The organism is Desulfovibrio sp. SGI.102 (assembly GCF_050314315.1).
Classification (GTDB): domain Bacteria; phylum Desulfobacterota; class Desulfovibrionia; order Desulfovibrionales; family Desulfovibrionaceae; genus Desulfovibrio.
The window spans coordinates 19,556-44,939 of record NZ_JBNPNC010000011.1 but is presented as its reverse complement, the minus strand read 5'-3'; the positions used below and the strand labels follow the sequence as shown (position 1 = coordinate 44,939).

Annotated in this window: 3 protein-coding genes and 1 pseudogene; all 4 read left to right on the top strand. The window is 66.9% G+C overall.

What is annotated here, in order from left to right:
* Nucleotides 1–573: 573 nt before the first annotated feature.
* Nucleotides 574–9,471 carry an amino acid adenylation domain-containing protein gene (locus ACQRCJ_RS04255; RefSeq protein WP_427799391.1) on the top strand — a complete coding sequence of 2,966 codons (8,898 nt, stop codon included), beginning with the start codon at nt 574–576 and terminating at the stop codon, nt 9,469–9,471.
* 33 nt (nt 9,472–9,504) lie between these two features.
* The gene (locus ACQRCJ_RS04250) at nt 9,505–18,189 is read left to right on the top strand and encodes an amino acid adenylation domain-containing protein (protein WP_427799390.1); all 8,685 of its coding nucleotides are present in this window, start codon (nt 9,505–9,507) and stop codon (nt 18,187–18,189) included.
* A gap of 45 nt (nt 18,190–18,234) precedes the next feature.
* Nucleotides 18,235–21,354 (top strand): type I polyketide synthase, encoded by a 3,120-nt coding sequence (locus tag ACQRCJ_RS04245; RefSeq protein ID WP_427799389.1) that lies wholly within the window; start codon nt 18,235–18,237, stop codon nt 21,352–21,354.
* Between the two features lie 13 nt (nt 21,355–21,367).
* A pseudogene (locus ACQRCJ_RS04240) lies at nt 21,368–25,372 on the top strand (KR domain-containing protein); the annotation flags it as partial.
* Between the last annotated feature and the right edge of the window lie 12 nt (nt 25,373–25,384).

Genomic DNA, 25,384 nt, shown 5'->3' with positions numbered 1-25,384 from the left:
CAGGCTTTTTTTGTCCCTGTCTGCTCCCGGCGAAGCCTGCCGTACCACCAGCAAGCCCCCCGATGATTTTCAGCATGTCGTGCCTTCGTTTACACGAGGAGGCACGACTTTTTTACGAAAATATAATTCTTTTGAAGAATTATGCTTTCCTTATTGACTTTGAAATTCTTTTTCAATATGTCTTATCAAGAAACCTCCCACACCCTCAGCCAGACCCCATTGCCATGCACTACCCTGCCTCCCGCTCGCTCTCCGCCGCATCCAGCCTGCCCCGCGGCAAACGCCTCCCCGTGTCCCTCACCGTCCTGCCCTCCATGATTCTCCCCGGCATCATATCCAGAAGATCCTCCTTTGCTCCTTTCTGCGGAGCTCCCTGCTGTCCTGTATGCCCGGGGCCAGCTTCCAGCTGAACGCTCCAGGGCACTTTGCCAGAACAAACACCCCCCGGTGTAACGGCCCCGCTCCTTCGTGCGCTTATCCGCTACCGGTCTGCATGACCGGAGCTTTGCACCGGTCTGTCCGCCGTGCCCACGGGATGCCCTTTGCTCTGGCTCACCCAGAAAAGGAGGGCACATGGCGACGCAGTGTCCCGGTACGACATGCAAGACCGGAGATGATGCCTTCGTCTCCATCATCGACGGCATCCGTAAAAAAGCCCTGAGCCACCCCGACTCTCCGGCGCTCAGTTTTCTTCCCGACGGAAAAGCGGAAAATGCCGAGCTCTGCTCGTACAGCCGCCTCGACATGCGGGCGCGTGCCATTGCCGCGGCCATCCAGGCCACAGGTCAGGGCGACGGCCGTCCCGTCCTGCTGATGCTGCCGCCGGGCCTGGAATTCATCGCGGCCTTTTTCGGCTGCCTGTACGCGCGGGCCATCGCCGTTCCCATGACACCTCCGGGCCTGGCCCGCATGGCCCGCACATTCAATCGTCTGGCCCGCATTGTGGAAGACTCCGGCTCACGCGTCTTCATCACTTCCGCACGTCTGCGCAAGGCGGTGGAAGAACTGGCCGAACGCGTCCATTTTGCCGACAGCATACGGATCATCTGCCTTGATGAGACCGACGATGCCCTGTCCCGGTCCTGGCAGGAACTTCCTTTGACTGCGCATACGCCCGGATGGCTGCAATATACCTCCGGCTCCACCAGCAGCCCCAAAGGAGTCATCATCACTCACGGCAACATCATGGCCAATCTGGACAGCATCGCCGGGCACATGCGGCTCCGGGAAAATATTCCCACCGTCAGCTGGCTGCCCCCCTTCCACGACATGGGCCTCGTGGGCGGCATCCTGACGCCGCTCCATCTGGGCTGCCTGTGCGTCACCATGCCTCCCATGGCCTTCCTGCGCCAACCTCTCTGCTGGCTGCGCGCCGTCACCCACTATCGCGCCCAGCTGATGGGCGGCCCCAACTTTGCCTACGATCTTTGCTGCGACCGCATCCCGGAGGATCGGCTCCGGGAGCTGGATCTCAGTTCGCTTTCCGTCTGCTACTGCGGCTCCGAGCCCATCCGCCTGAAGACCATCCGCCGTTTCCTGGAGCGTTTCAGTTCCGCCGGTCTCGATCCTGCCAGTTTCTATCCTTGCTACGGCCTTGCGGAGAACACGCTGTTCACCACAGGCTGCTGGAAAAATGACGGCGATTTTGCCGTTTTTCTCGACAAGCAGGAATATGCCGCAGGCCGCATACGCTTCCTGCAGGAGCAGCACGCCGATGCCATGCCGCTGCTTTCCTGCGGCACGGCCGGGCGTAACAACGACGTGCGCATCGTCGATCCCCAGACATGCCGGGAGGTCGAAGAAAAGGAGCTGGGCGAGATCTGGATCAGGGGGACGTGCGTTTCTCCGGGATACTGGGAACAGCCCGAAGCCACGAAGACCGTCCTGCATGCCGTGCTGGCCGGATCCGGCGAAGGGCCCTTCCTGCGGACAGGTGACATGGGCTTCATGTCCGGGGGGCATCTTTTCGTCTCCGGGAGATGCAAAGAAATGATCATCCTCAACGGCCGCAATTTTTTCCCGCAGGACCTTGAGGAATGCGTCCTGCAGAACGTGCCGGGGCTGGAGCAGAATGGCGCTGCCGCCTTCGGCATCGACAGCGATGCCGGCGAACGGCTGGTCATGGTCTTCGAGACCCGCCTGCCCGCGACAGCCCACGAGGCGACGCTGGCGGCCATCCGGCGCAGCCTTTCCGAAGAATTCGACATCTCCCCCTGCGCCGTCGTCCTCTGCAAACGGCATGGCGTGCCCAAGACCACCAGCGGCAAGATCCAGCAGTCCCTGTGCCGCCATCTTTACCTTCACGGCGAACTGCCCGTACTGGCGGAATGGCGGGAAGAGCCCCGCGCCGGGGCCCCCGCCTGGACTCGTCCCCCGCAGGAGCAGGATGGCCTCGCCTCCCGCGAGGCCTGGCAAAACTGGTTGCGTGACGGCCTTTCCGCGCGCCTGGGGCTTTCCCCGGACAGCGTGGGCCTGCACACGCCGTTCAGCTCCCTGGGCATGGGATCGGCCACGGCCGTGGCCCTGACCGGGGAATTGCAGCAGGCCTGCGGCCGTCCTCTGCCCACGACCCTGTTCTATGACCATGCCGACATCGCCTCGCTGGCGTCGTTCATGGCCGGGGACCTTTCCGATGAAGCCCCGTTGCCCGCGCACTGCGCCGGACAACAGGCGGTGGCCATCATCGGCATGGCCTGCCGTCTGCCGGGCGCCGACAGCCCCGAGGCTCTGGAGGCACTGCTCTTCGGCGGCAAGGATGCCATCACCCGGCGCGACCCCGCCCACCGGGATGGTACGGCCGCTCCTGAAGACGGGGACAGGGCTGTCTGGGGCGGTTTTCTGGACAACATCAGCGCTTTCGATGCCGCTCTGTTCGGTATCTCTCCCCGCGAAGCCGTGGAGATCGATCCCCAGCAGCGCCTGCTGCTGGAAGTCTCCTGGCAGGCCCTGGAGCGGGCCGGGATCGCGCCGGACAGCTTGCGCCGCAGCCGCACAGGCGTCTTCACGGGCATCAGCTCTTCCGATTACGAGAACCGCCGTCTCCAGTGCGGCCAGAGCCTCAACGCCTATATGGGGACGGGAAACGCCCACAGCATCGCGGCCAACCGCCTTTCCTATTTCTACGGGCTCGAAGGCCCGAGCATGGCCGTAGACAGCGCCTGCTCGTCCTCGCTGCTGGCCCTGCACCTGGCCTGCCGCAGCCTGCGGGACGGCGAATGCGAGACCGCTCTTGCCTGCGGCGTCAATATCCTGGCCGGAAGCGAAGGACAGGATATCTTCACCGACGCCCATCTCATGGCCCCGGACGGCCGCTGCAAGACCTTTTCCGCCGACGCCGACGGCTATGTCCGCGCCGAAGGCTGCGTGGTGCTCGTTCTTAAAACGCTGGAAAGGGCCCTGAACGACCAGGACCCCATCCTGGGCATCGTCCGCGGTTCGGCAGTCAACCAGGACGGCCGGAGCAACGGCCTTACGGCCCCCAGCCGCCGGGCCCAGGCCCGCCTGCTGCGCGAAGCTCTCCATAACGCCGGGCTTACGGCCGCGGACATCGACGGCATCGAAGCCCACGGCACCGGCACGCCCCTGGGCGACCCCATCGAATTCGGCGCCATCAGCGATGTCTACAGCGGCAGCAGGGAGGCCGATCGCCCCCTGCTGATCTCCTCCATCAAGACGAACGTCGGCCACCTTGAGGCTGCCGCCGGTCTTGCCGGGGTCTGCCGCGTCCTCATTTCCCTGCAGGCCGCGGCCATCCCGCCGCACCTGCACCTGAAACGCCTCAATCCCGAAATCAGGACAGACGGCATCCCGGCCGCCATCCCCGTCGCCACCACCCCGTGGCCCCGGACCCCGGGACGTCCCCGCCGGGCCGGTGTCAGCTCGTTCGGCTTTGGCGGGACCAATGTCCATGTCATCCTCGAAGAAGCTCCCCTGACAGACGCGCCTTCCGGCACGCTCCCCGGACCTCTCCCCGTCTTGCCGCTGGCGGCCGCATCGGAAGGCCAGCTGCGGGAGCTGGCGGCAGACTACAGGGAACACCTTGCCCGGGCGCCGGAACGGGAGATGGCCGATGCCTGCCTGACCTGCGGCGCCGGCCGGGCCTCCCTGCCCTGCCGTGCGGCCCTCGCGGGCCCGGATATCGTCCGGGGGCTGGAACAGCTCGCCTCGGGGATGCCCGTGCCCTTCATGGGCCATGTGCCGGACAGCGCGCCGCACCGTCCGGTGGTCTTCTTCCTCAACAGCATGACGGGCTGCCCCGATGCTTCCCTCCCGGATGTCCCGCCGCTGGCCTCCGCCCGCACCGCACTGCTGGAGCAGCTGCCCTCCGGAACGGAGACGGATGGACAGGCAAGGGCGTTCCTGGCTCTTATGGCCACGGCCGAAGCCTGGCGCCGTATGCTCGGCGAACCTGCGGCCATCCTCTGCACACCGGCGACGGTGTCTGTGGCGGCCTGCCTTGCAGGCCATCTCGACCCGGAAGAAGGCCTTGCCCTGTACCGGGCCCTTGAAGGTGATGGAGCCCCCATCCCGCAGTTCAAGGTCCGCGCCCCGGAAGCCGGGACCGTCTCCCTCCCCCTGTTCGATCTGGGTAGCAGCAGGCTCATCTCCGCCGAAGAAGCCCGCGATCCAGCCTTCTGGCGGGCATATGCCCCCACGACCGGGGCCCCGGAAGAAGCCCATGCCATCGCCCAGGCCCGGCGCCTTGCCCCATCCGCCGACATCCTGGCCATGCGTCCCGGCGACCTTCCCGACGGCAATACCGCGGACACGCCGCTGCTGCTCCCCGCCTTCGCTCCCGATGCCGCCGCGACGCCGCAGCATATGGCCGCGGTGCTGGCCTGCTGCTGGACACGCGGTACAAACGTGCGCTGGGCTGCCGTCCATGCGGGCAGTGCTGCCCGGCGCATACCGTTGCCGACCTATCCTTTTGCACGCGAGCACTTCTGGTTCGGCGGCACGGACATGACAGACGCCCCTGCCGCCCTGCCCGCACGCCGCTCTCCCGCCCCGCTGGAGATCCCCGACGTATCGTGCGTCATGCAGGAGACGGCGCGTGCGGACCGTCTTGACGATGCGGAGCTCCTGGCGCTGCTTTCCCGCGAGGCCCGCGCCGTCCTGCGCCTGCCCGAAAACGTCTCCCTGTCCCCTGAGACACCCCTGGTCAGGGCCGGTTTCGATTCCCTGCTGTTCATGGAGCTGGCGCAACGCCTGAGCAGACGCCTCGGCATGACGCTGCCTCCAGCCCTGCTCATGGAAACTGCCACCCTGGCCGCCTTGCGGGAACGTCTGTGCCTGCAGGGACAGACCGCTCCCGCCCCTCAGGCGATGACGGACATCCTTGCCCGTCCCGAAGACAGGCACCTGCCCTTCCCCCTGACGGACGTGCAGCACGCCTACTGGATCGGACGGGACGGCAGCATGACGCTGGGCGGCGTCAGTTGCAGCAATTATGTGGAAGCGGACTTCACGGGACTGGACGTCCCCCGGCTGGAAAAAGCCCTGGATGCCCTCGTCAGGCGGCATGACATGCTGCGCTGCGTCATCACGCCTGACGGACGGCAGCGCGTCCTGCCTGCGATCCCTGCCTGCCGCATCCCGCTCGAAGACCTTTCCGCCCTGCCCGAAGAGGAGAAGGAACGCGTCCTCCGGCAGAAACGGGAACAGCTTTCCCACAAGGTACTGCCCACGGACAAGGCCCCTCTGCTGGAGATCACGGCGAGCCGTCTGGATGCCGCTACCGTACGCCTGCACGTCAAGCTGGATCTGCTGGTGGCCGATGCCTACAGTTTCGGCATCCTGATGCAGGATCTCGCCGCCTGGTATGCCGACCCGGGAATGGAAAAAAGCCCTCTGGCCCTTTCCTTCAGGGATTGCGTCCTGGCGGCCGAGGCGGAAAAGGACACGCCCGCCTGGCAGGCGGACAGGGAGTACTGGCTGCAGCGCCTGCCCTTCCTGCCCGCAGGTCCCGAGCTGCCTCTGGCACGGACGCCGCAAAGCCTCGGCACCCCCCGCTTCCATCGTCGCACGGCGATGCTGGATGCCGCACGCTGGGCCCGCCTCAAGGAAATGGGGCGCGCACAGGGGCTCACGCCCTCCGGCCTGCTGCTGGCGGCCTTCAGCCTCGTCCTTTCCCGCTGGACGGCGCAACCGCACTTCTGCCTCATGCTCACGACCTTCGACCGCCGGTACCGGCATGAGGAAATGGGGGCCGTGGTGGGGGACTTCACCCGCCTGCTGCTGCTCGAAGTCCAAAGGGAAAAAGGCGCCACCTTCCTGGAGCACGCAACGGCTCTCGGCAGGCAGCTGATCCGGGACATGGGACACAGCCGTTTCTCCGCCGTGGACGTTCTGCGGGAACTGGCAAAGGATCACGGCGAGGACATGACGTCCTCCCGCTCCGCTGTCGTCTTCACCAGCGCCCTGCCCCTCAGCGGTGACGATCCGTTCGCCGCGGCCGACGGCCTGGGAGCGAAGCTGGCCTATGCCGTCTCCCAGACGCCGCAGGTATGGCTGGACCATCAGGTCTGCGAATACCGGGGCCAGCTCGTCTATACCTGGGATGCGGTGGAAGACCTGTTCCCCTCGGGGATGCTCGATGCCGTGTTCACCGTCTACGGCGACTTCCTCACGGCCCTGTGCGAGGATGCCGCTCTCTGGCAGCAGCCTGTGCCCCTGCACCGTCTGCCCGCATCACAGGCAGACGTCCGCCATGCGGCCAATGCCACAGAAGCGGCCATCCCGCCGCGTACGCTGTTCGCCCCCTTCCTGGACCACGCCTCCCGGGATGGAGCCCCTGCCGCCGTCATCGGCGAAGGCGTCAGCCTGTCCCGAGCCGAGGCCGAATCCATCTCCCGCCTGCTGGGGAACGGGCTGCGTTCGCGGGGCCTGCGTCCCGGCGAGATCGTGGCCGTCATGATGGAAAAAGGCTGGGAACAGGTCGTGGCCGTCATGGGCATCCTGCGGGCCGGGGGCGCCTATCTGCCCGTGTCCCCCTCCCTGCCGGACAAGCGCATCGCCTACATGTTCAAGGATGCCGGTGTCCGCTTCTGCTTCGTGCAGCCCGGCCTGGAAGCCAGGGCCGAAGCCTGCGGCAGCGAGGCTGTCCCCGTCCTCCGCGCCTTCCCGGAACAAGCGGCCCCGGCCGCGGCGCCCCTTCCGGATACGGACGTATCGCCGGAGGGCTTGGCCTATGTCATCTATACCTCCGGCTCCACAGGTCTGCCCAAGGGGGTGATGGTCAGCCATGCCGCAGCCCACAATACTCTGGCGGACCTGGGGCAGCGTCTGGGCCTTGGGCCCCGTGACCGCGTCATCGCCCTTGCCAGCCTGTCCTTCGACCTTTCCGTGTTCGACCTTTTCGGCGTCACGGCAGCGGGAGGCGCCGTCGTCATCCCCGCTCCCGGACAGGAGAGGGATCCCGCGGCCTGGTGCCGCCTGATGCGGGAACAGGGCGTGACCGTCTGGAACAGCACCCCTTCGCTCATGCAGCTGCTGCTCGACTATCTGGACGACCACCCCGAGGACAGGCCGGAACAACTGCGCCTGGCCCTGCTCAGTGGCGACTGGATCCCCCTTGCCATGCCGGACCGCATGCACGCACTGTGGCCGGACATGACCGTTGCCGCCCTCGGAGGGGCCACCGAAGCCGCCATCTGGTCCAACATCCAGATCGTGGACCGTATCCCGGCAGAATGGCACAGCATCCCCTACGGCCGTCCGCTGGCCAACCAGGGATATCTTGTCCTCGACCAGGACCTGTGCCCCTGCCCGGATCTTGTGGCCGGTGACCTGTACATCACCGGGGCGGGCCTGGCCCGCGGCTACCTCAACGATCCCTCCAAAACGGCCGCGGCCTTTTTCCGCCATCCCCGCAGCGGGCAGGCCCTGTACCGCACGGGAGACCTGGGCCGCTACTGGCCTGACGGCACTTTGGAATTCCTTGGCCGCAAAGACAGCCAGGTCAAGATCAACGGTTTCCGCATCGAGCTGGGCGAGGTGGAACGGGCCCTGAACGCCCTCCCCGGCGTGGGCAATGCCGCCGTCATCGCCCTCAGGAGCGACAAGGGCGACAGGCTCGCCGGCTTCGTGTCTCCCGCACCGCAGGCAGTCATGCCGGCACCGTCCGATGAAAGCCCGGAAGCCCGTGAAGCCCGGTACCGGAGCATGAGGGACGCCGGCATCACCCTTGTGGATGACGTGGAACGCCTGGCCTACAAACAGGCGGGGCACAACCTCCGCAAGGACCTCGACAGCCTGCCCCGCATCGGTCTCGCCACGGAGGACGAGGCCACCAGCCTGTCCCTGTTCTCCCGCCGCATCTCGTCGCGCCGCTTCACCGAAGCCCCCATGGAACGGGAAGCGTTCGAAAGATTGCTGGGCTGCCTGCGCGGCCTGGACATCCCCCAGTGGCCGGTGGTCAGGCACCGCTACGGCTCCGCGGGCTGGACCTATGCCGTACAGGTCTATGTCCTGGTCAGGCCCGGCAGGATCCGGGAGCTGGATGGCGGCTGCTATTATTATCATCCGCTGGAAAACGCCCTCGTCCGCATGGCCGATGCCCCTGAAGATGCGGCCACCGTCTTCCCCGGCCACAATGCCGACATCTTCTCCCACAGTGCCTTCGCCCTGTTCCTCGTGGCCGACATGGAGGCCATCCGTCCGCTCTACGGGGACAGGTCCGAAGAGTTCGTCCTCATCGAAGCCGGACTCATGAGCCAGCTGCTGGAAGAGACCGCCATGGAACAGCGGGCCGGTCTGTGCCAGATAGGCGCGCTGGATTTCGACAGGCTGCGCGGCAGCTTCTCCCTGGGAGCCGGGCACCGCTACCTGCACTGCCTGACGGGGGGGGCGGTGACCCGCGAACCGGGCTGGGACTTCACCCGTGCCCTGGCGGAATCCCTTCCCCACCAGGCCGCGGCCGGGGGGCTCTCGCCCGAAGACCTGCAAGGTCTTTTGCGGCAGTGGCTGCCCGATTACATGGTGCCCCAGACCCTGACGGTCATCGATGCCATACCGCTCACCGCCAACGGCAAGGTCGATCGCAGGCAGCTGGCCGCGCTGGGGGCCAGCCCCGCTGCGGGACCGGCATGCGTGCATCCCGAGGGCGAGACCGAAGAACAGCTCACCGCCATCATCCGGGACATGCTCGGCAAGGAGACGGTCAGCGTGCTGGACAACTTCTTCGATCTCGGCGCCACGTCGCTGCAGCTGGTCCTTTTCCAGCGGCGCATCAGCGAACTCCTCCACAGGCAGGTGGCCATCACGGACATCTTCGCCCATCCCAATATCAGGGACCTTGCCGCCTTCCTGGCCCCGCAGGGCGGGGAGGACAGCGCAGAGGACGCCATGTCCATGGCCGGACGGCGTGCCCGGCTGCGCAGGCAGATGCGCAGGCCCGGCCCGGCACATGCCGTCACGCCCCGGAACTTCGGCCCGCAGGACAGCCTTCCCGGCACGGAAAGCAATTCGTAACCGGCAGCGAAAGATGCCGCAGGACAGAAAGTCATGGACAGCATGAACATTACTGACGAAGCGATCGCCGTCATCGGCATGAGCTGCCGTTTTCCCGGTGCTCCCGACCTCGACGGATACTGGCGCAACCTTTGCGAAGGCAAGGTCAGCGTGACCTTCCTGGACCGGAAAGACCTTGCCGCAGCGGGCGTGGATCACGGCCTGCTGCGCGACCCGAACTACGTCCCGGCGACCTACAGCCTGGGGGACATCGACAAATTCGACGCAGCCTTTTTCGGCTATGCCGGCAGCGAGGCGGAAAAGATCGACCCGCAGCAGCGCACCTTCCTGGAATGCGCCTGGGAATCGCTGGAGGATGCCGGATATACGCCCCTGCCCGGCGGCGGGCTGGAAGGCAAGAGCGTCGGCGTTTTTGCAGGCAGCCGCATCAGTGCCTATCTGGAACATGCGTGCCGCGGCCTGAAAGCCGGGAACGGTGCCGAAGCCTTCCAGTGCCTGGTGGGCAACGACAAGGATTACCTGTGCTCGCGCGTCTCCTACAAGCTGAACCTGAACGGGCCCAGCCTGTGCGTGCAGACGGCCTGCTCCAGCTCGCTTTCCGCCGTGCACGTGGCCTGCGAGAACCTGCGCAGCGGCGCGTGCGACATGGCCCTGGCCGGAGGGGTGGCCATCGATGTGCCCCAGGAGAAAGGTTACCTGTTCCAGGAAGGCATGATCTTCTCCCGTGACGGCTACTGCCGCCCCTTTGACAAAAATGCCTCGGGCACGGTCTTTTCCGGCGGGGCGGGCGTCGTCGTCCTGAAACGGCTGGCAGATGCCCTGCGCGACCGCGACCACATCTATGCCGTGGTGCTGGCCTCCGTAGTCAACAATGACGGTTCCCGGCGGGTGGGCTATACCGCGCCCGGCGAATTCGGCCAGACCGCCGTCATCGGCGAGGCGATCTCCCTCTCGGGACTTTCCGCGCGTGATATCGGCCTTGTCGAAAGCCACGGCACCGGGACGGCCCTCGGCGACCCCATCGAATTCGCCGCCCTGGGCAAGGCCTTTGGCCATTTCACGCAGGACAGGGGCTTCTGCGCCCTCGGCGCGGTCAAGGCCAACATCGGCCATGCCGATGCCGCGTCGGGCATCGCCAGTTTCATCAAGGCCGTCATGGCCGTCCATACCGGCCACATTCCGCCCCACCCCCTGTTCGAGGAAGCCAATCCGGCCCTGGACCTCGACGCCAGCCCTTTCTACATCAACACGGCCCTTGCGGACTGGAAGGATGCGGAAAGACCACGCGCCGCCGGGATCAGCTCCTTCGGCATCGGCGGGTCCAACGCCCATGCCGTCATCATGCAGGCTCCCGAAGAGCCGGTGAATTCCCGCCACCTGCCTGACGGCACGCCGGATCTTTTCGTCCTTTCGTCGCGCACCGGGACCATGCTGCGTGCCCTTGCCGGACGCATGGCCCGGGCGCTGGAGGCCCCGTCCGCCTCCCTTGCCGACATCTGCTTCACGGCCAGGGCCTCACGCAGCCGGGACAAGGTCCGGCTGGCCGTCCGCGCCACCTCGACCGGCGCGCTCCGGGAGGCTTTGCACGCCTTTGCCCGGGGCGGGATGCCCGAGGGGATGCTGCTTTCCGGACATACGGAGGCACGGGACGTGCCCGGCGACCTCATGGATGACGGACTCCAGCGGGTGGCCCTGGCCTACATGGCCGGTGACGACAAGGCATTGGACGCCCTCCAGGAAAAAGCCCTGCGCCTGGGCGCCCGCCGCGTCCGGCTTCCCCTGACTCCCTTCCAGCGCCGCCGCTTCTGGCCTGAAGAAGACAGCACAGGCACGGATGGCACCGGCCGTGAAGCCCTCTCCCATCCCGTGTGGCGCGAACGCTTCACAACTGCGGAAGGAAAGATCCTTTACGGGGGCCGCCTTGGCGGCAAGGAACTGGAACGCATGCGGGAACACCGGGTAGCGGGCAGGAGCATCGCCCCGGGCAGCCTGCTCCTCGAGCTCCTGCGCGCGGCCGCCGCCCGGGAATACGGCGCGGACTGCGGTCTCGGTCATGTGGCCCTGCTTCGTCCCCTGCCGCTGGACGGGGACCGGGACGTCTTTTTCCAGCTCATCCTGGAAGGCGACAGGGAACGGGGCGTCATGGAGCTCTTCACCTCTACCGCCCCCGAAGCTCCCGGGGCCTGGCACAGGACCGCGCGAGCCGGCATCGAAGGCCCGGCATGCTCCATGCCTGCGGCGGCACCGGCAAGCGACGAAGACATGCCCGAGGACATAGCGGCCTATTATGCCGCCATGCAGGGTCTTGGCGTCTCGTACGGGCCTTCCTTCCGCCTGTTGCGGGAGATCCGCAGCGGCCGGGGCAGGGCCAGGACCCGTGTCTCCTCCGGCAACTCCAGCGACGGTTGGGGCTGGGATCCCGCCCTGCTGGACGCCTGCCTGCAGGGTGTGCTCTCCTGCATCCCCCAGCAGGACAGGGATACGGACAGGATCTTCGTCCCGGCGGGTTGCCGGCATCTGGACCTGCCGAAACAGTGCCCCGCTGATGTGCAGGTCATGCTGGAGCTGCGGGAAAGCCCGGCCGGGGATCCCGGCGATACGGGCACGTTCCTGCTGGACGTCAGCCTTTTCGACGGCAACGGCGAAGCCGTCGGTCGCATGGAAGGCCTGCGCATGAGTGCCCTGCCGCCTGAAAGCGTCGAGGAAGAGGCCGGTTACCCGGAGGCCGCCCGTTACGCTGTCCGCTGGATCGAGGGGGAACAGCTCCCCGGCCGGGCCCGGCTGGACGGGCGCTGGCTCGTACTGGCAGATCCCGGCCCCCTGGCCGAGGCACTTGCGGCGCGCCTGGAATCTGACGGCTGCCACTGCCGCGTCCTTTCCCATGCGGAACGGGACGGCCTTCCTGCGGCTCTGGATGCCCTTGCTGACGGACAGGGCCGCCTGCATGTGGTGGATGCCTGGCCCCTGGGCGTCCCGGGCATGACTGATCCTGACGGGACCTATGACCGCAGCGTGCTGCCCCTGCTGGAGATCGTCCGGCAGGCGCGGGCACGGGACATGGAGGCCCGCCTCGATCTCGTGATCCTCACAAGCGGGACTTTCGGCCCCGATATTGCGGCCGGCGCCCATGAACGGCCGTTGCCCGGCCAGTCCCTCGTCTGGGGCCTCGGCCCGGTAGTGTGCATGGAGCATCCCGCCCTGCGCGTGCGCCTCATGGATCTTCAGCACCCGGAGGCCGACGATACCCTGTTCCGGGCCCTTGCCTGCGAAGACGGGGAAGACCGTCAGGCCTTGCGTGACGGCCGCCGCCTCCTGCCCCGCCTTGAAAGGGCGGACGACGGCCGGGACGACGGAGCGACAGGCCCCCGGGCCCTCGTCATGGAAGGTCCCGGTCTCGACAACCTGCGCTGGCAGCCGCTGGAACGCCGCTCCCCGGAAGCGGGCGAGGTGGAAGTGGCCCTTGCGGCCTCAAGCCTCAACTTCCGTGACGTCATGATGGTCATGGGCATCTACCCCGGCGAAGAGACCGCCGTGGGCAGTGACGGGGCCGGTATCGTCACCGCTGTGGGTGACGGCGTCTCCGGCATCCAGGTAGGGGATCGCGTGGCGGTCAGCGCCTATGGTTGCCTGCGGACCCACATCACCCTGCCTGCCGCCATGACCTGCCCCCTGCCCGCGGACATCTCGTTCGAACAGGCCGCCGCGCTGCCCGTCGCCTACATCACGGCCTGCTACGGACTTGAGGAGCTTGCCGGCATCCGCGCCGGACAGACCGTCCTCATCCACGCGGCCTCCGGCGGCGTGGGACTCGCCGCCATGGCAGTGTGCCGCAGGGCCGGTGCCCGCATCTTCGCCACGGCAGGCACCCCGGCCAAGCGGGAGCTGGTCCGATCGCTCGGGGCGGAACTGGTCATGGATTCCCGTTCCACCGCCTTCGCCCAGGAAGTCCTGGACGCCACCGGCGGCAGGGGGGTGGACATCATCCTCAACTCCCTGGCCGGCGAGACGCAGGAAGCCTCCTTCACGCTGGTGGCGGACAATGGCTGCTTCGTGGAGCTGGGCAAGAGCGGTCTGCGCCAGGCGGGCGACTACCGGACCGAACGCGGCCTCATGCGCTACCGTCCTTTGGATCTGGTGGAGCTGGGACGCGACCGGCCCGACCTGATGGCCGGGATCTTCCGGCGTGCCATGCAGGGGTGCGCCCGGGGAGAGCTGGCCCTGCTGCCGGTCACGGTCTTTGCCGCCGACCGCCATGACGCTGCTTTCCGGCACATGATGCAGGCGCGCCACACGGGCAAGATCATCCTGCGCTGGCCCGCCGCCGTCCAAACCGGGCATCCCGCATGCTCCGGCACGGAACTGGTGAGCGGCGGCCTGGGCGGGATAGCCCTGCGCCTGTGCGCCGACCGCGTACGCCGGGGCTGCCGTCACCTGCTGTTGCTGGCCCGCCGCCAGCCTGCGGCGGAGGAAGCGGCCCTGCTGGAAGACCTGCGGCAACAGGGCTGCACTGTCCGTCTGGCCCTGGCCGACGTGTCCGACAGCAGCGCCCTGCGACATGCCGTGGACTCCGCCCTGAAAGACATGCCGCCTCTGAAGCGCATCTGGCACCTGGCCGGGACGCTGGATGACGACAGGCTCCTCCGCCTCGATGCGTCGCGCTTCAAACGGGTCCTCGCCCCCAAGGCGGAGGGCGCCTGGAACCTGCACCGGCTCTCGCTGGACCACCAGCTGGAAGCCTTCGTCCTGTTCTCCTCCACGGCCTCCTTCCTCGGCCCCATGGGCATGGGCAACTACGCGGCGGCCAATGCCTTCCTTGACGAGCTCGCGCTGTACCGCCGCCATCTGGGCCTGCCCGCCCTCAGCATCAACTGGGGCGCCTTCCGTGATGCCGGCATGGCCGTACGTCAGGCCGACCTCCGCACCCTTTCCCGTTTAGGCATCCATACCGTTGCGCCCGAGGAAGGCTTTGCCGTCATGGAACGCCTCCTCTCCCGCGACGAGTGCAGGGCCGCCGTGCTGCATATGGACTGGCCCCGCTATGCCGCAGGCTACGACAGCGACCGTTTGCCGCCCCTGCTGCGATCGCTCTGCCCCGCCACAGCGGACGACAGCGAAGCCTCCGTATCGCCCGAAGCGGACAGCGCGGGCCGGGACAGCCGGGATGCCGTCATGCGGGCCGTCCGTGCCAAGGTGGCGACCATCCTGCGGACCGACGCCGCGAGCCTGTCCGGCGATGCCAACCTTATCGAGCTGGGCGTGGACAGCCTGCTGGCCCTGGACCTGTTCCAGTCGCTGGAAAAGCAGTTCCGCATCCGGGTGGATCGCAGCCTGCTGTTCAAGGAGCCTACCATCGATGCTCTGGCCTCCCGGATCGCCTCCCTGCTCGACGCCGGGAAAAGGGCTCAGGACGGGGACCTGCCCGTCATCCTTCCCGACAGCGCCGCCCGTTATGAGCCCTTCCCGCTCATGGACATGCAACAGGCCTACTGGGTGGGCCGGACAGGCGCCCTCGTGCTGGGCAATGTCTCCTGCCACGTCTATCTCGAGCTGGAAACGGAGGATCTGGACCTTCCCCGCTGGGAGGCCTGCTGGAACAGGCTGATCCGGCATCACGACATGCTGCGCTGCGTCATCATGGAGGACGGACGGCAACGCATCCTGCCCGAGGTGCCGCCCTTCACCGTCACGGTACAGGACGCGACGGGCCTGGATGCCGGGGCTGCCGAACAAATGGTGCTGGAATGCCGGGAACGTATGGGGCATGAAGTGCTCTCCGCGAAGGAATGGCCCCTGTTCCGTGTGGCCGCCACCCGGATGCCGGGCGGTCCCATCCGCCTGCACATCAGCCTGGACCTGCTGGTAGCCGACCTGCACAGCATGAACCTGATGATGAACGGGCTCGAAAGCCTCTACCGGTATCCTGAACGGGAACCGGCCCCCCTGGACCTTTCGTTCCGGGACTATGTGCTGGCACTGGAAGCCTTCAGGAAGAGCCCGCGCTACCGGAAGGACAAAGAATACTGGCTGGAGCGTGTCGCCGCCCTGCCGCCCGCGCCGGACCTGCCCCTGGCCGTCCCGCCCGCGCAGGTGGAGCGCCCGCGCTTCGTCCGCCATGCGGCGCAGCTCGACCGGAAGACCTGGGCGGACCTGCGCCAAAAGGCCGCCGCGCACGAGCTGACGGTCTCCGGCCTGCTGCTGGCCTGCTATGCCGAGGTGCTGGCCCGCTGGAGCAGCCGGGACGAGTTCACTCTCAATGTCACGCTTTTCAACCGGCTGCCCCTGCATCCTGAAGTCGGGGAGATCGTGGGCGACTTCACGTCCGTGAGCCTGCTTGCCTGCTCTTTCGACGGCACGGCATCCTTCCTCCGGCGCGCACGGGCCCTGCAGGCCCAGCTGTGGGCCGACATGGATCACAGCACCTTCTCCGGCGTGGAGGTCATCCGCGAATGGAGCAGATGCACGGGCCGTTCCAGCGCCGACATCATCCCCATCGTCTTCACCAGTACCATCGGCTTCGGCGACGAGCACGGCACCCATCCGGCCCTGCGCACGTTCGGGCGCATGGTCTACAACATCACGCAGACGCCGCAGGTCTGGATCGACCATCAGGTCCGCGAGGTGGACGATTGCCTTGAGTTCAACTGGGATGCCGTGGACGAACTCTTCCCCGAAGGGCTCGTGGACAGCATGTTTTCCGCCTATTGTCGCCTGCTCCGGATGCTGGCCCGGGACGACAGGATCTGGCACCAGACCCATTTGCCCCTGCTGCCGCAGGAACAGCTGGGACGCCGCCGCACGGCCAACGCCACGACCCGGGAGTTCCCCCATGCGGGCCGCGGGACGCTGGACAGCCTTTTTGCCCGTTCCCTGCGAGATGCCCCCGAGGCCCTGGCCCTGGCGGACGGCGATCTTTGCCTGAGCTACCGGGATCTGGGCAGGGCTGCCGAGGCCCTTTGCGGCAGGCTCATGGCCCGGGGATGCGGCCAGGGCAGCCTTGTGGCCGTCGTCAGCAACGGCGGCTGGGAAGAAGCGGTCGCGGCCCTGGCCGTGAGCAGTGCCGGAGCCGCCTACATGCCCGTGGATGCCGCTGTCCCCCCTGCCCGCCTCAAGCATCTGCTCGAATATTCCGGGGCCGGGGCCGTCCTGGTGCAGCGCCGCCATGCGTCCCTGCCCTGGCCCGCGGGCTTGCCCGTCATGGTCATGGATGAGGATTTATTGAAATCGAATTCCGAATTTGATTTCGAAAGATGCGTCAGCCGTCCTGACGCGCTGGCCTACGTCATCCACACTTCGGGCTCCACGGGCGCTCCCAAGGGGGTCATGATCCGCCACGAACGCGCCGTCAACACCATCAGGGCCGTCAACGAACTGACCGGGCTGCGGTCTTCGGACAGGGTCCTTGCCCTTTCGCGCTTCACCTTCGACCTGTCCGTCTGGGACATGTTCGGCCTGTTCGGCGCGGGCGGGGCCCTGGTCCTGCCGGATCCCGCCAGACGTCTGGAAGCGGCCCACTGGCTGGAGCTGATGCACCGGCATCAGGTGAGCATCTGGAACAGCGTCCCCCCCTTCCTCCAGATCCTTGCCGCCCATCTGGAACATCATCCCGCTGCCCTGCCGCCCTTGCGCTGCGCCCTGCTCAGCGGGGACTGGATCCCCCTGGGCCTGCCCGGACGCATCAGGGCCTTCTGGCCGGAGCTGCGGCTCTTCAGCCTCGGCGGCGCCACAGAAGCTTCCATCTGGTCCAATTTCTTCCCCGTGGAAGACGTCCTGCCGCAATGGAAGAGCATCCCTTACGGCAAACCGCTGGCCAACCAGAGGTTCTTCATCCTCGACCGCCACGGCAGCGATTGCCCGGACTGGGTCCCCGGCGAATTGCACATCGCCGGTGACGGTCTTGCCGACGGGTACCTCAAGGATCCCGAACGCACGGCCGAGCGCTTCATACGCCACCCCGGCACAGGGGAAGACCTCTACGCCACCGGTGACCTGGGCTGCTACATGCCCGACGGCAATATCGAATTCCTCGGCCGTCAGGACAATCAGGTCAAGATCAACGGTTACCGGGTCGAGCTGGGCGAGGTGGAGAACACCCTCATGGAGCATCCTTTCGTGGAACAGGCCGCCGCCCTGACGGTCAGGGGCAGGCAGGCGGGCCAGGTGCTGGCCGCTTTCGTGGCCTGCCGGCCCGGCACGTCTCCGGCGCCGGAAGAGCTCCAGCAATGGCTGGCGGAGCGTCTGCCCTCCTTCCTGGTCCCCGGCATGATCCTGATGCGGGAAAGCCTTCCCCTGACCAGTTCCGGCAAAGTCGACAGGAAGAGCCTCGTACTCGACCCCGACCAGGAACTCCCCCGGATGAAGGGGGCACAGCCCGGATCTGAGACGGAACGGCTGGTGGCCGGAGCCATCGCGCATGTCCTGGGCCGCGACGACATAAGCATCGACAGCCGCTTCTTCGAAATGGGCCTGAGTTCCCTTGATCTTGTCGCCGTACAGGCCGCCCTCGGGGAACGCCTGGGCACGGATATCCCGCTCATGACCCTGCTCGAGCACACCAGCATCCGTGCACTGGCAGCCTGGCTGGACAACAGGACGCCGCGCACGACCGCGCAAGAGATATCCGCGCCGGAAGGCGGCGGGAGCGCCTCCGCCTTCGACCGCGGCATGGACCGGGCCGAACGGCGCATGCGCACCCGCTCCAGGCAACGGACCGGACGCTGATCCTTTCACCAACCCTTCAAAAGCGCCATGCGCACGAGGCATGCCATGCATCCACAAACGAACAAGGTCCCGGAGAACGCCATCGCCGTCATCGGCATGGACTGCCGGTTCCCCGGTGCCAATGATACCCGGCAATTCTGGAAAAACCTCGTCAGCGGGACCGAGTCCATCACCTTTTTCACGGACGACGAATTGCGCGGGGCAGGCATCCATCCGGAGACCATAGCCGACCCCACCTATGTCAGGGCCGCGGGCATCATGAAAGATGCGGAACTGTTCGATGCCGCCTTCTTCGGCTACACCCCGACAGAAGCCATCTGCATCGACCCCCAGCAATGCCAGTTCCTGCAGACCTGCTGGCACGCCCTGGAGGATGCCGGTTACAATCCCTATACCTATCCCGGCGCCGTCGCCGTCTTCGGCGGCACGCGCCTGAGCACCTACTACGTCAACTATATGTGCGCCGACCTAGCGGACTACGGCACAGCGCGCTTCATGCAGGGCCATATCGGTACGGACCGCGACCATCTGTGCACCCGCGTCTCCTACAAGCTCAACCTGCGGGGCCCGGCCTTCAACCTGCAATGCGCCTGCTCCACTTCCCTCGTCAGCGTGCATCTGGCCTGCCAGAGCCTGCTCAACGGCGAGTGCGACATGGCCCTTGCCGGCGCCAGCGGCATCGACATCCCGCAGGAGCACGGCCATTTTTACCAGGAAGGCATGATCTTTTCGCCTGACGGGCATTGCCGCCCCTATGACGCCCAGGCGGAAGGCATCGTCTCGGGCAACGGCGTGGGCGTCGTGCTGCTCAAACGCCTGGAAGACGCCCTGCGCGACCGCGACGACATCCACGCGGTCATCCTGGGGACGGCCATCAACAACGACGGCAATTCCAAGGTCGCCTATTCCGCGCCCAGCCTCGAAGGCCAGAGCGAAGTCATCGCCGAGGCCCTGGGCGTCAGCGGCGTCGATCCCGCCACCATCGCCTATGTGGAAGGGCACGGTACCGGCACCTATCTCGGTGACCCGCTGGAGGTCGAGGCCCTGAACCGCATCTACTCCCGCAACAACCCCGCACGCGGTTATTGCGCTCTGGGATCGGTCAAGAGCAACGTCGGCCATCTGGAAGTGGCGGCGGGGGTGGCCAGCCTCATCAAGGCCATCCTTTCCATCAAGCACGCCCGGATTGCCCCTACCTGCCACTTCAACAGCCCCAACCCCCGTATCGATTTCGCGTCCACCCCCTTCTTCGTCAACAAGACGGCCATCGACTGGCCGCAGGGCTTCTCCCCCCGGCGCGCCGCCGTCAGCTCTTTCGGTGTGGGCGGGACCAATGCCCACCTGATCCTCGAGGAAGCGCCGCAGCGGGAAAGCTCCCGCAGTGCGGGGGCTGTCGCCAACCCTCTGATGGTGGTCTCCGCCAGGAGCGAAAAGGCCCTGAAGGAACTGGCAGGACGCTATGGGGAATTCCTGGCCGGGCAGGATGCCGACGGTCTCGATCTGGCCGACTTCTGCCATACCACACAGGAAGGCCGGGAACATCACGCCGTCCGTCTCGCCGTGGTAGGCGAGAGCCTGGAAGAACTGCGCTCCGGCCTTGACGCGGCGATGACGCACGGGGAGTGGACCGCCACGAACACGGGCGACGAACACAGGCCCGTTTTCCTCTTCACCGGTCAGGGGGCGCAACGTTCGGGCATGGGGAAGGAACTCTACCAGGCGCAGCCGTGCTTCCGTGCGGAGCTCGACCGCTGCGCCCGCCTTTTCGACCCTCTGCTGCCCGAGCCCCTGCTGCGCGTCATGTGGGACGCCGACAAGGCCGCGCTGCTCGACAACACCGCCTTCACCCAGCCGGCCCTGTTCAGTCTGGAATATGCCCTTGCCCGGATGTGGCAGTCCTTCGGTATCCAGCCTCTGGCCGCTGCCGGGCACAGCATCGGCGAATATGTGGCCGCGACCCTGGCAGGCGTGTTCAGCCTGGAGGATGCCGCACGTCTTGTGGCCGCACGGGGGCGCCTCATCGCCTCCCTGCCCGCCGGGGGCGGCATGAGCGCCGTGCTGGCTTCCGAAAAGGACGTCCTCGCCCTGCTCGCCGCCTGCGGCACGCCGGAACGGACAGGCATCGCCGCCGTCAACGGCTCCACGCAGACCGTCCTGTCGGGCCCGCTGGAAGACCTTGCCCGCATCGCCGACAAGGCCGGGAGCCTGGGCATCAGCATCCGCCACCTGCCGGTCTCCCATGCCTTCCATTCTTCCCTGATGGATTCCATCCTCGACGACTTCGCCCGTGTGGCCGAAAGCATCGCCTATGACGCCCCCGGCCTGCCCGTGGTCAGCAATGTCACCGGCCGGCTGGTCGGGCCTGCCGAGATCTCCGGGGCCGACTACTGGGTGCGGCATATCCGCTCCACCGTGCGCTTTTTCGACGGCTTCCGCACGCTGCGGGACATGGCTCCCGCGGCCTGGCTGGAGCTGGGCCCGTCCGGCGTGCTGACGGCCCTCTGCCGCCGTGAACAGGCCCTGGAGAACAGCGGGGAAGACGGCGTCTGGGTCGCCGCCATGCATGCCGGGACCCCGGAATGGCGCCAGACATGCGAGGCCCTGGCCGCCCTCTACCGCAGTGGAGCGGATGTGGACTGGGCAGCATTTGCCCAGGACCAGCACTGGGGCCGCCTCCACCTGCCCCTCTACCCCTTCCAGGGGGAACGCCACTGGGTGGACGACTCGTTCCGCGGCATAGCCAGCGGAAGCACCGCCGCCCCGGCCGCCTCGCAGGACGACATCTGGCAGCGTCTGACCCGGGCTGCCGAATCCGCCTCCGGCGCTGAAGACGACCGCCCCGACGGCACCGAATACCGGGAGCATGCCCGGATGATCGAGACCTTCTGCTCCGGCTATGCCCTCGAGGCCCTGACGGATCTGGGGGCCTTCCCGGATGAGGGCTTCCATACCGCCCGGGACATCGCCGCACGCATAGGCCTGCCGGAACGGTTCGACCAGCTTCTTCCGCGCCTGCTGGAGAACCTAGCCGAACAAGGCCTCCTGGCCCGTGACGCCGCCGGCTCTTACGGCCGCCCGGCCGCTCCGGACAGGGATCTCAGGGATCGTGTGACCAGCCTGCTCGACCGGCAGGAGGCCTCCGGCCTCTCTGACCGTCAATCATAGGAAACATGGAGAAATGACCATGCCACAAGGATGCCATGAAAAACGTCAGGACCTTGTCCTGGACAACATCCCGCTGCTCTCGTTCATGAAACGCTGCGGCGAGAATTTCCGCGAGATACTGGGAGGCCGCAAGGATCCCAGACAGGTCATGTTCCCCGGCGGCAATCCTGACGCCGTGGAGAGCATCTACCAGGATACCCCGCAAAGCCGTTATTATAACGGGATCATGGCCAGGAGCCTGAAGGCTCTTGCCGATGCCCTGCCCATGGACCGCGCCCTCTCCATCCTGGAGATCGGCGCCGGCACGGGCGGGACGACCTCGGCCCTGCTGCCCGTCCTGCCCGCAGGACGCACCCGTTATGTCTATACGGACGTCTCCCCCCTGTTCACGGCCCGGGCCCGGGACCGCTTCGCCGCCTTCCCCTTCGTGGAATATGCCACGCTGGACATCAGCCGCGACCCGTTCCTTCAGGGCTTCCATGCCGACGAGTTCGATATCGTCGTCTGCGCCAATGTCCTGCACGCCACTGCCGACCTGACCGCCGCCCTGCGCCACATCAGCGCCGTGCTGGCCGCGGACGGCCTGCTCCTCCTGCGGGAGATCACCCTGCCCCGGCCGGCCATGGGCTTCGAGATATCCTTCGGCTGCCTGCTCGACAAACTGCGTGACGGGGAGCTGCGCGGCGACAATCCCTTCCTGACCGCCGAGGGCTGGACCCGCCTGCTGGACACGGAAGGATTCGACAGGACGGCCTGCTACCCTGCCCCCGCCGACGGCGACCTTGACGAACATGTCATCATCGCCCGCAACGGCAACGGCAGCCGCCAGGCCTTCAGTACCGGGATCGCGCCCGCCCGGACGGACGCACCGGACGGAGACGACACGGGCCATATCCTGCTGGGACGGCGCCTCTCCTCCCCCCTGGCCGTGAGCCAGTATACGGCGGCGGTGAGCGGCACCCTGCAACCCTTCCTGGCCCAGCACCGCGTTTTCGACATCGTGGTCGTTCCGGGCACGGCGCATTTCGACCTGGCCGCCGCCGCGGGCATGGATCATTTCGGTACGGACCGTATCCGGCTCGAGAATGTGGTGCTGCGCGAGGCCCTCATGCTCGACGAAGGCGAACGCACCGTACAGGTCCTTGTCTCTCCCACGGAAAACGGGGCCGATTTCGAGATCTTCAGCCGGGGCGCCGGGCAAGGACAGGGGGAATGGCACCAGCATGTCTCCGGCCAGCTCGCCCCCGCCCACGAGCGCTCTGCCGAAAACGTCGACCTGGACCGCCTGCGTGAAGGTTGCGACGAGGTGGACGTACAGGCCTTTTACGAAAAATTCGATGCCTACGGGGCCGTGCAGTACGGTCCGGCCTTCCGCAGCCTGCGGCGCCTGTGGCGCACCCGGGGCGGAGCTGTGGCCGAAGTGGCCCTGGACAGCGCCGAACGCGGCAAAAAAGGCGGTTTCATCATCCACCCGGCCCTGCTCGACAGTTGCCTGCAAAGCATGGTCGCCGCTCTTGCCGCCACCGAGGATGACCTCACGGGCGACGGTTTCATGCCGTTCAGCGTGGAAAAAGTCATCTTCCACGAGCGTGCGCCCGAAACGGTCTGGTGCCGGGCCGTCATGAAGGAAGGCGACAGCTTCCGGCAGGAGATGTTCTCTGCCAGTTTCACCATCTTCACCCCCGAAGGCGAGCCCGTTTGCGAGATCGTCAACCTTACCATGCGCCGTACCAACAAGGAGACGCTGGAACTGCTCAAGGCCGGGCAGCGGCAGCATACCGACCTGTGCTATGACGTGGTCTGGCGCCAGGCCCTGATGCCGGAAGCCGGGGACGCTGCCGGGCACTGGCTCATCCTGGCCGGTCGCGATACGGATTTTGCCCGTGCCCTCGCCCGTTCGCTGGAACAGCAGGGCGCTACGGCCATGCTCGCGGCCTGCGCCGGTACGGGACATCCTGACGACATGGCTGCCGTCGATCCCGGCGATGCCGACGCCTTCGCCCGCCTGATCCGCGACTGGCGGCAGGGCGGCACGCCCCGGGGCGTCGTGTTCCTCTGGGGCCTGGACTGCTACGAGACCGACTTCCTGGGCAGCGGCGGCGAAGTTCCCTTCAAGAACCATACGGCCCAGGCCTTCCTGCATCTGGCCCAGGCTCTGGCGGCACAGGAGGACGGCCCCTCCGTGCGCCTGGCCGTGCTGACCTGCCAGGCACAGGCCGCCCGCGCTTCGGATCAGCCCGTCCCCGCGCAAAGCCTGCTCTGGGGCCTGGAAAAATCCGTGGCCAACGAACTGGGCAACATCGCGCCGGTCATCATCGACATGGACCCCGTGGCCGCTCCCGAGGCCCAGCTTCCCACTCTGTGCGGCCTGCTGACCGCCCGCGGATACAAGGAAGACAAGCTGGCCCTGCGCGGCGGCAGCCTGCTGGCCCCCCGTCTGGTACGCGGCCTGCCTGCCGCCCGGCAGGTGCGCAACGCCCCGCTGGCCCGTCCCGAAACGCAGGCCTACCATCTGGATCTCGGCGGCGCGGGCATCGAGAACATCCGGGTCGCCCCGCTGCAGCGGCGTCTTCCCGGGCCCGGCGAGATCGAGATCGCGGCCGAAGCCTACGGCATGAACTTCCAGAACGTCATGGTAGCCATGGGCGTGGCCGACAAGATCAGGACCCTGGTGCTCGACTGCGCGGGCACGGTCTCCGCCGTTGGTGAAGGCGTGACCCGCTTCAGCCCCGGCGACCGGGTCTTCACCACCGTGTACGGCCCCTTCGCTTCCCACGTCTATGCCCGGGAAGCCTTTGCGGCCTCCATACCGGAAGGCATGCCGTTCACCGACGCTGCGGTGATCCCCACCGTCTTCATGACCGCCTGGCAGGCGCTCGTCCATGCGGCACGCCTCCAGCCCGGCGAACGGGTGTTGCTGCACTCGGCCACAGGGGGCGTGGGCCTTGCCGCCATCCAGATCGCCAGGGCACGCGGCGCGGTCATCCTTGCCACGGCGGGCACGGAGCGCAAACGCGCCCTGCTGCGCTCCATGGGTATAGAGCACGTCTTCTCCTCGCGCTCCACGGCCTTCGAATCCCGGGTCCTCAAGGCCACAGGCGGACAGGGCGTGCACGTGGTCCTCAACTTCCTTACCGGCGAGCTGGCCGACAGCAGCATGCGCTGCCTGACGGAAGGTGGCCGTTTCATCGAGATCGGCAAGACCGATCTGCGCACGCCCGCACAGGTGGCGGCCATCCGTGACGATATCGAATACCACATCGTCGACCTTGAAAAACTGGGCAAGGAGGACGAGGCGCAGATGCGCGGCATCTTCGCCGCCGTCATGGAAGGTTTTGCCGCCGGGCACTACACCCCCATAGCCCGGCGCGTCTTCACCATGGATGCCGCCAGGGACGCCTTCCGCTACATGCTCGAAGGACGCCATATCGGCAAGGTCGTCGTACGCAACGACTTTGCCCCCAGGCACGAAGGCATCCGCCGGGAGGCGGCCTATCTCGTCACTGGTGGCCTGAGCGACCTGGGCCTGGCGCTGGCCGCCCACCTGGCTGCCCGCGGTGCCGGACAGGTATGGCTGCTGGGACGCCGCCTGCCTGAGGCCGGTTCCGCCGGCGCGGCCGCGGTGGAAAAGATCGCCGCCACAGGATGAGATGTCCGCCTCCTGCAAGTGGACGTGACGGACAGGGCCGCCCTGGCCGAGGCGTTCGGCACACATCTGCTGCCCTCTCCCATGCCGCTGGCGGGCGTCTTCCATCTGGCCGGCCTGCTGGACGACGCGCCCCTGTCCCGTCTCGACTGGGCCCGCTTCAATACCGTCCTCTCCCCCAAGGTGGACGGCAGCTGGTTCCTGCATGAACTGACACGCGATCTGGCGCTCGACCACTTCGTGGTCTTCTCCTCCATCGCCTCGGTCTTCGGTACGCACGGCCAGGCCAACCACGTGGCCGCCAACACGTTCATGGACGCCCTTGTGGCTGCCCGCCGCGCTGACTTCCTCCCCGGCCTCAGCATCAACTGGGGAGCCTGGGGC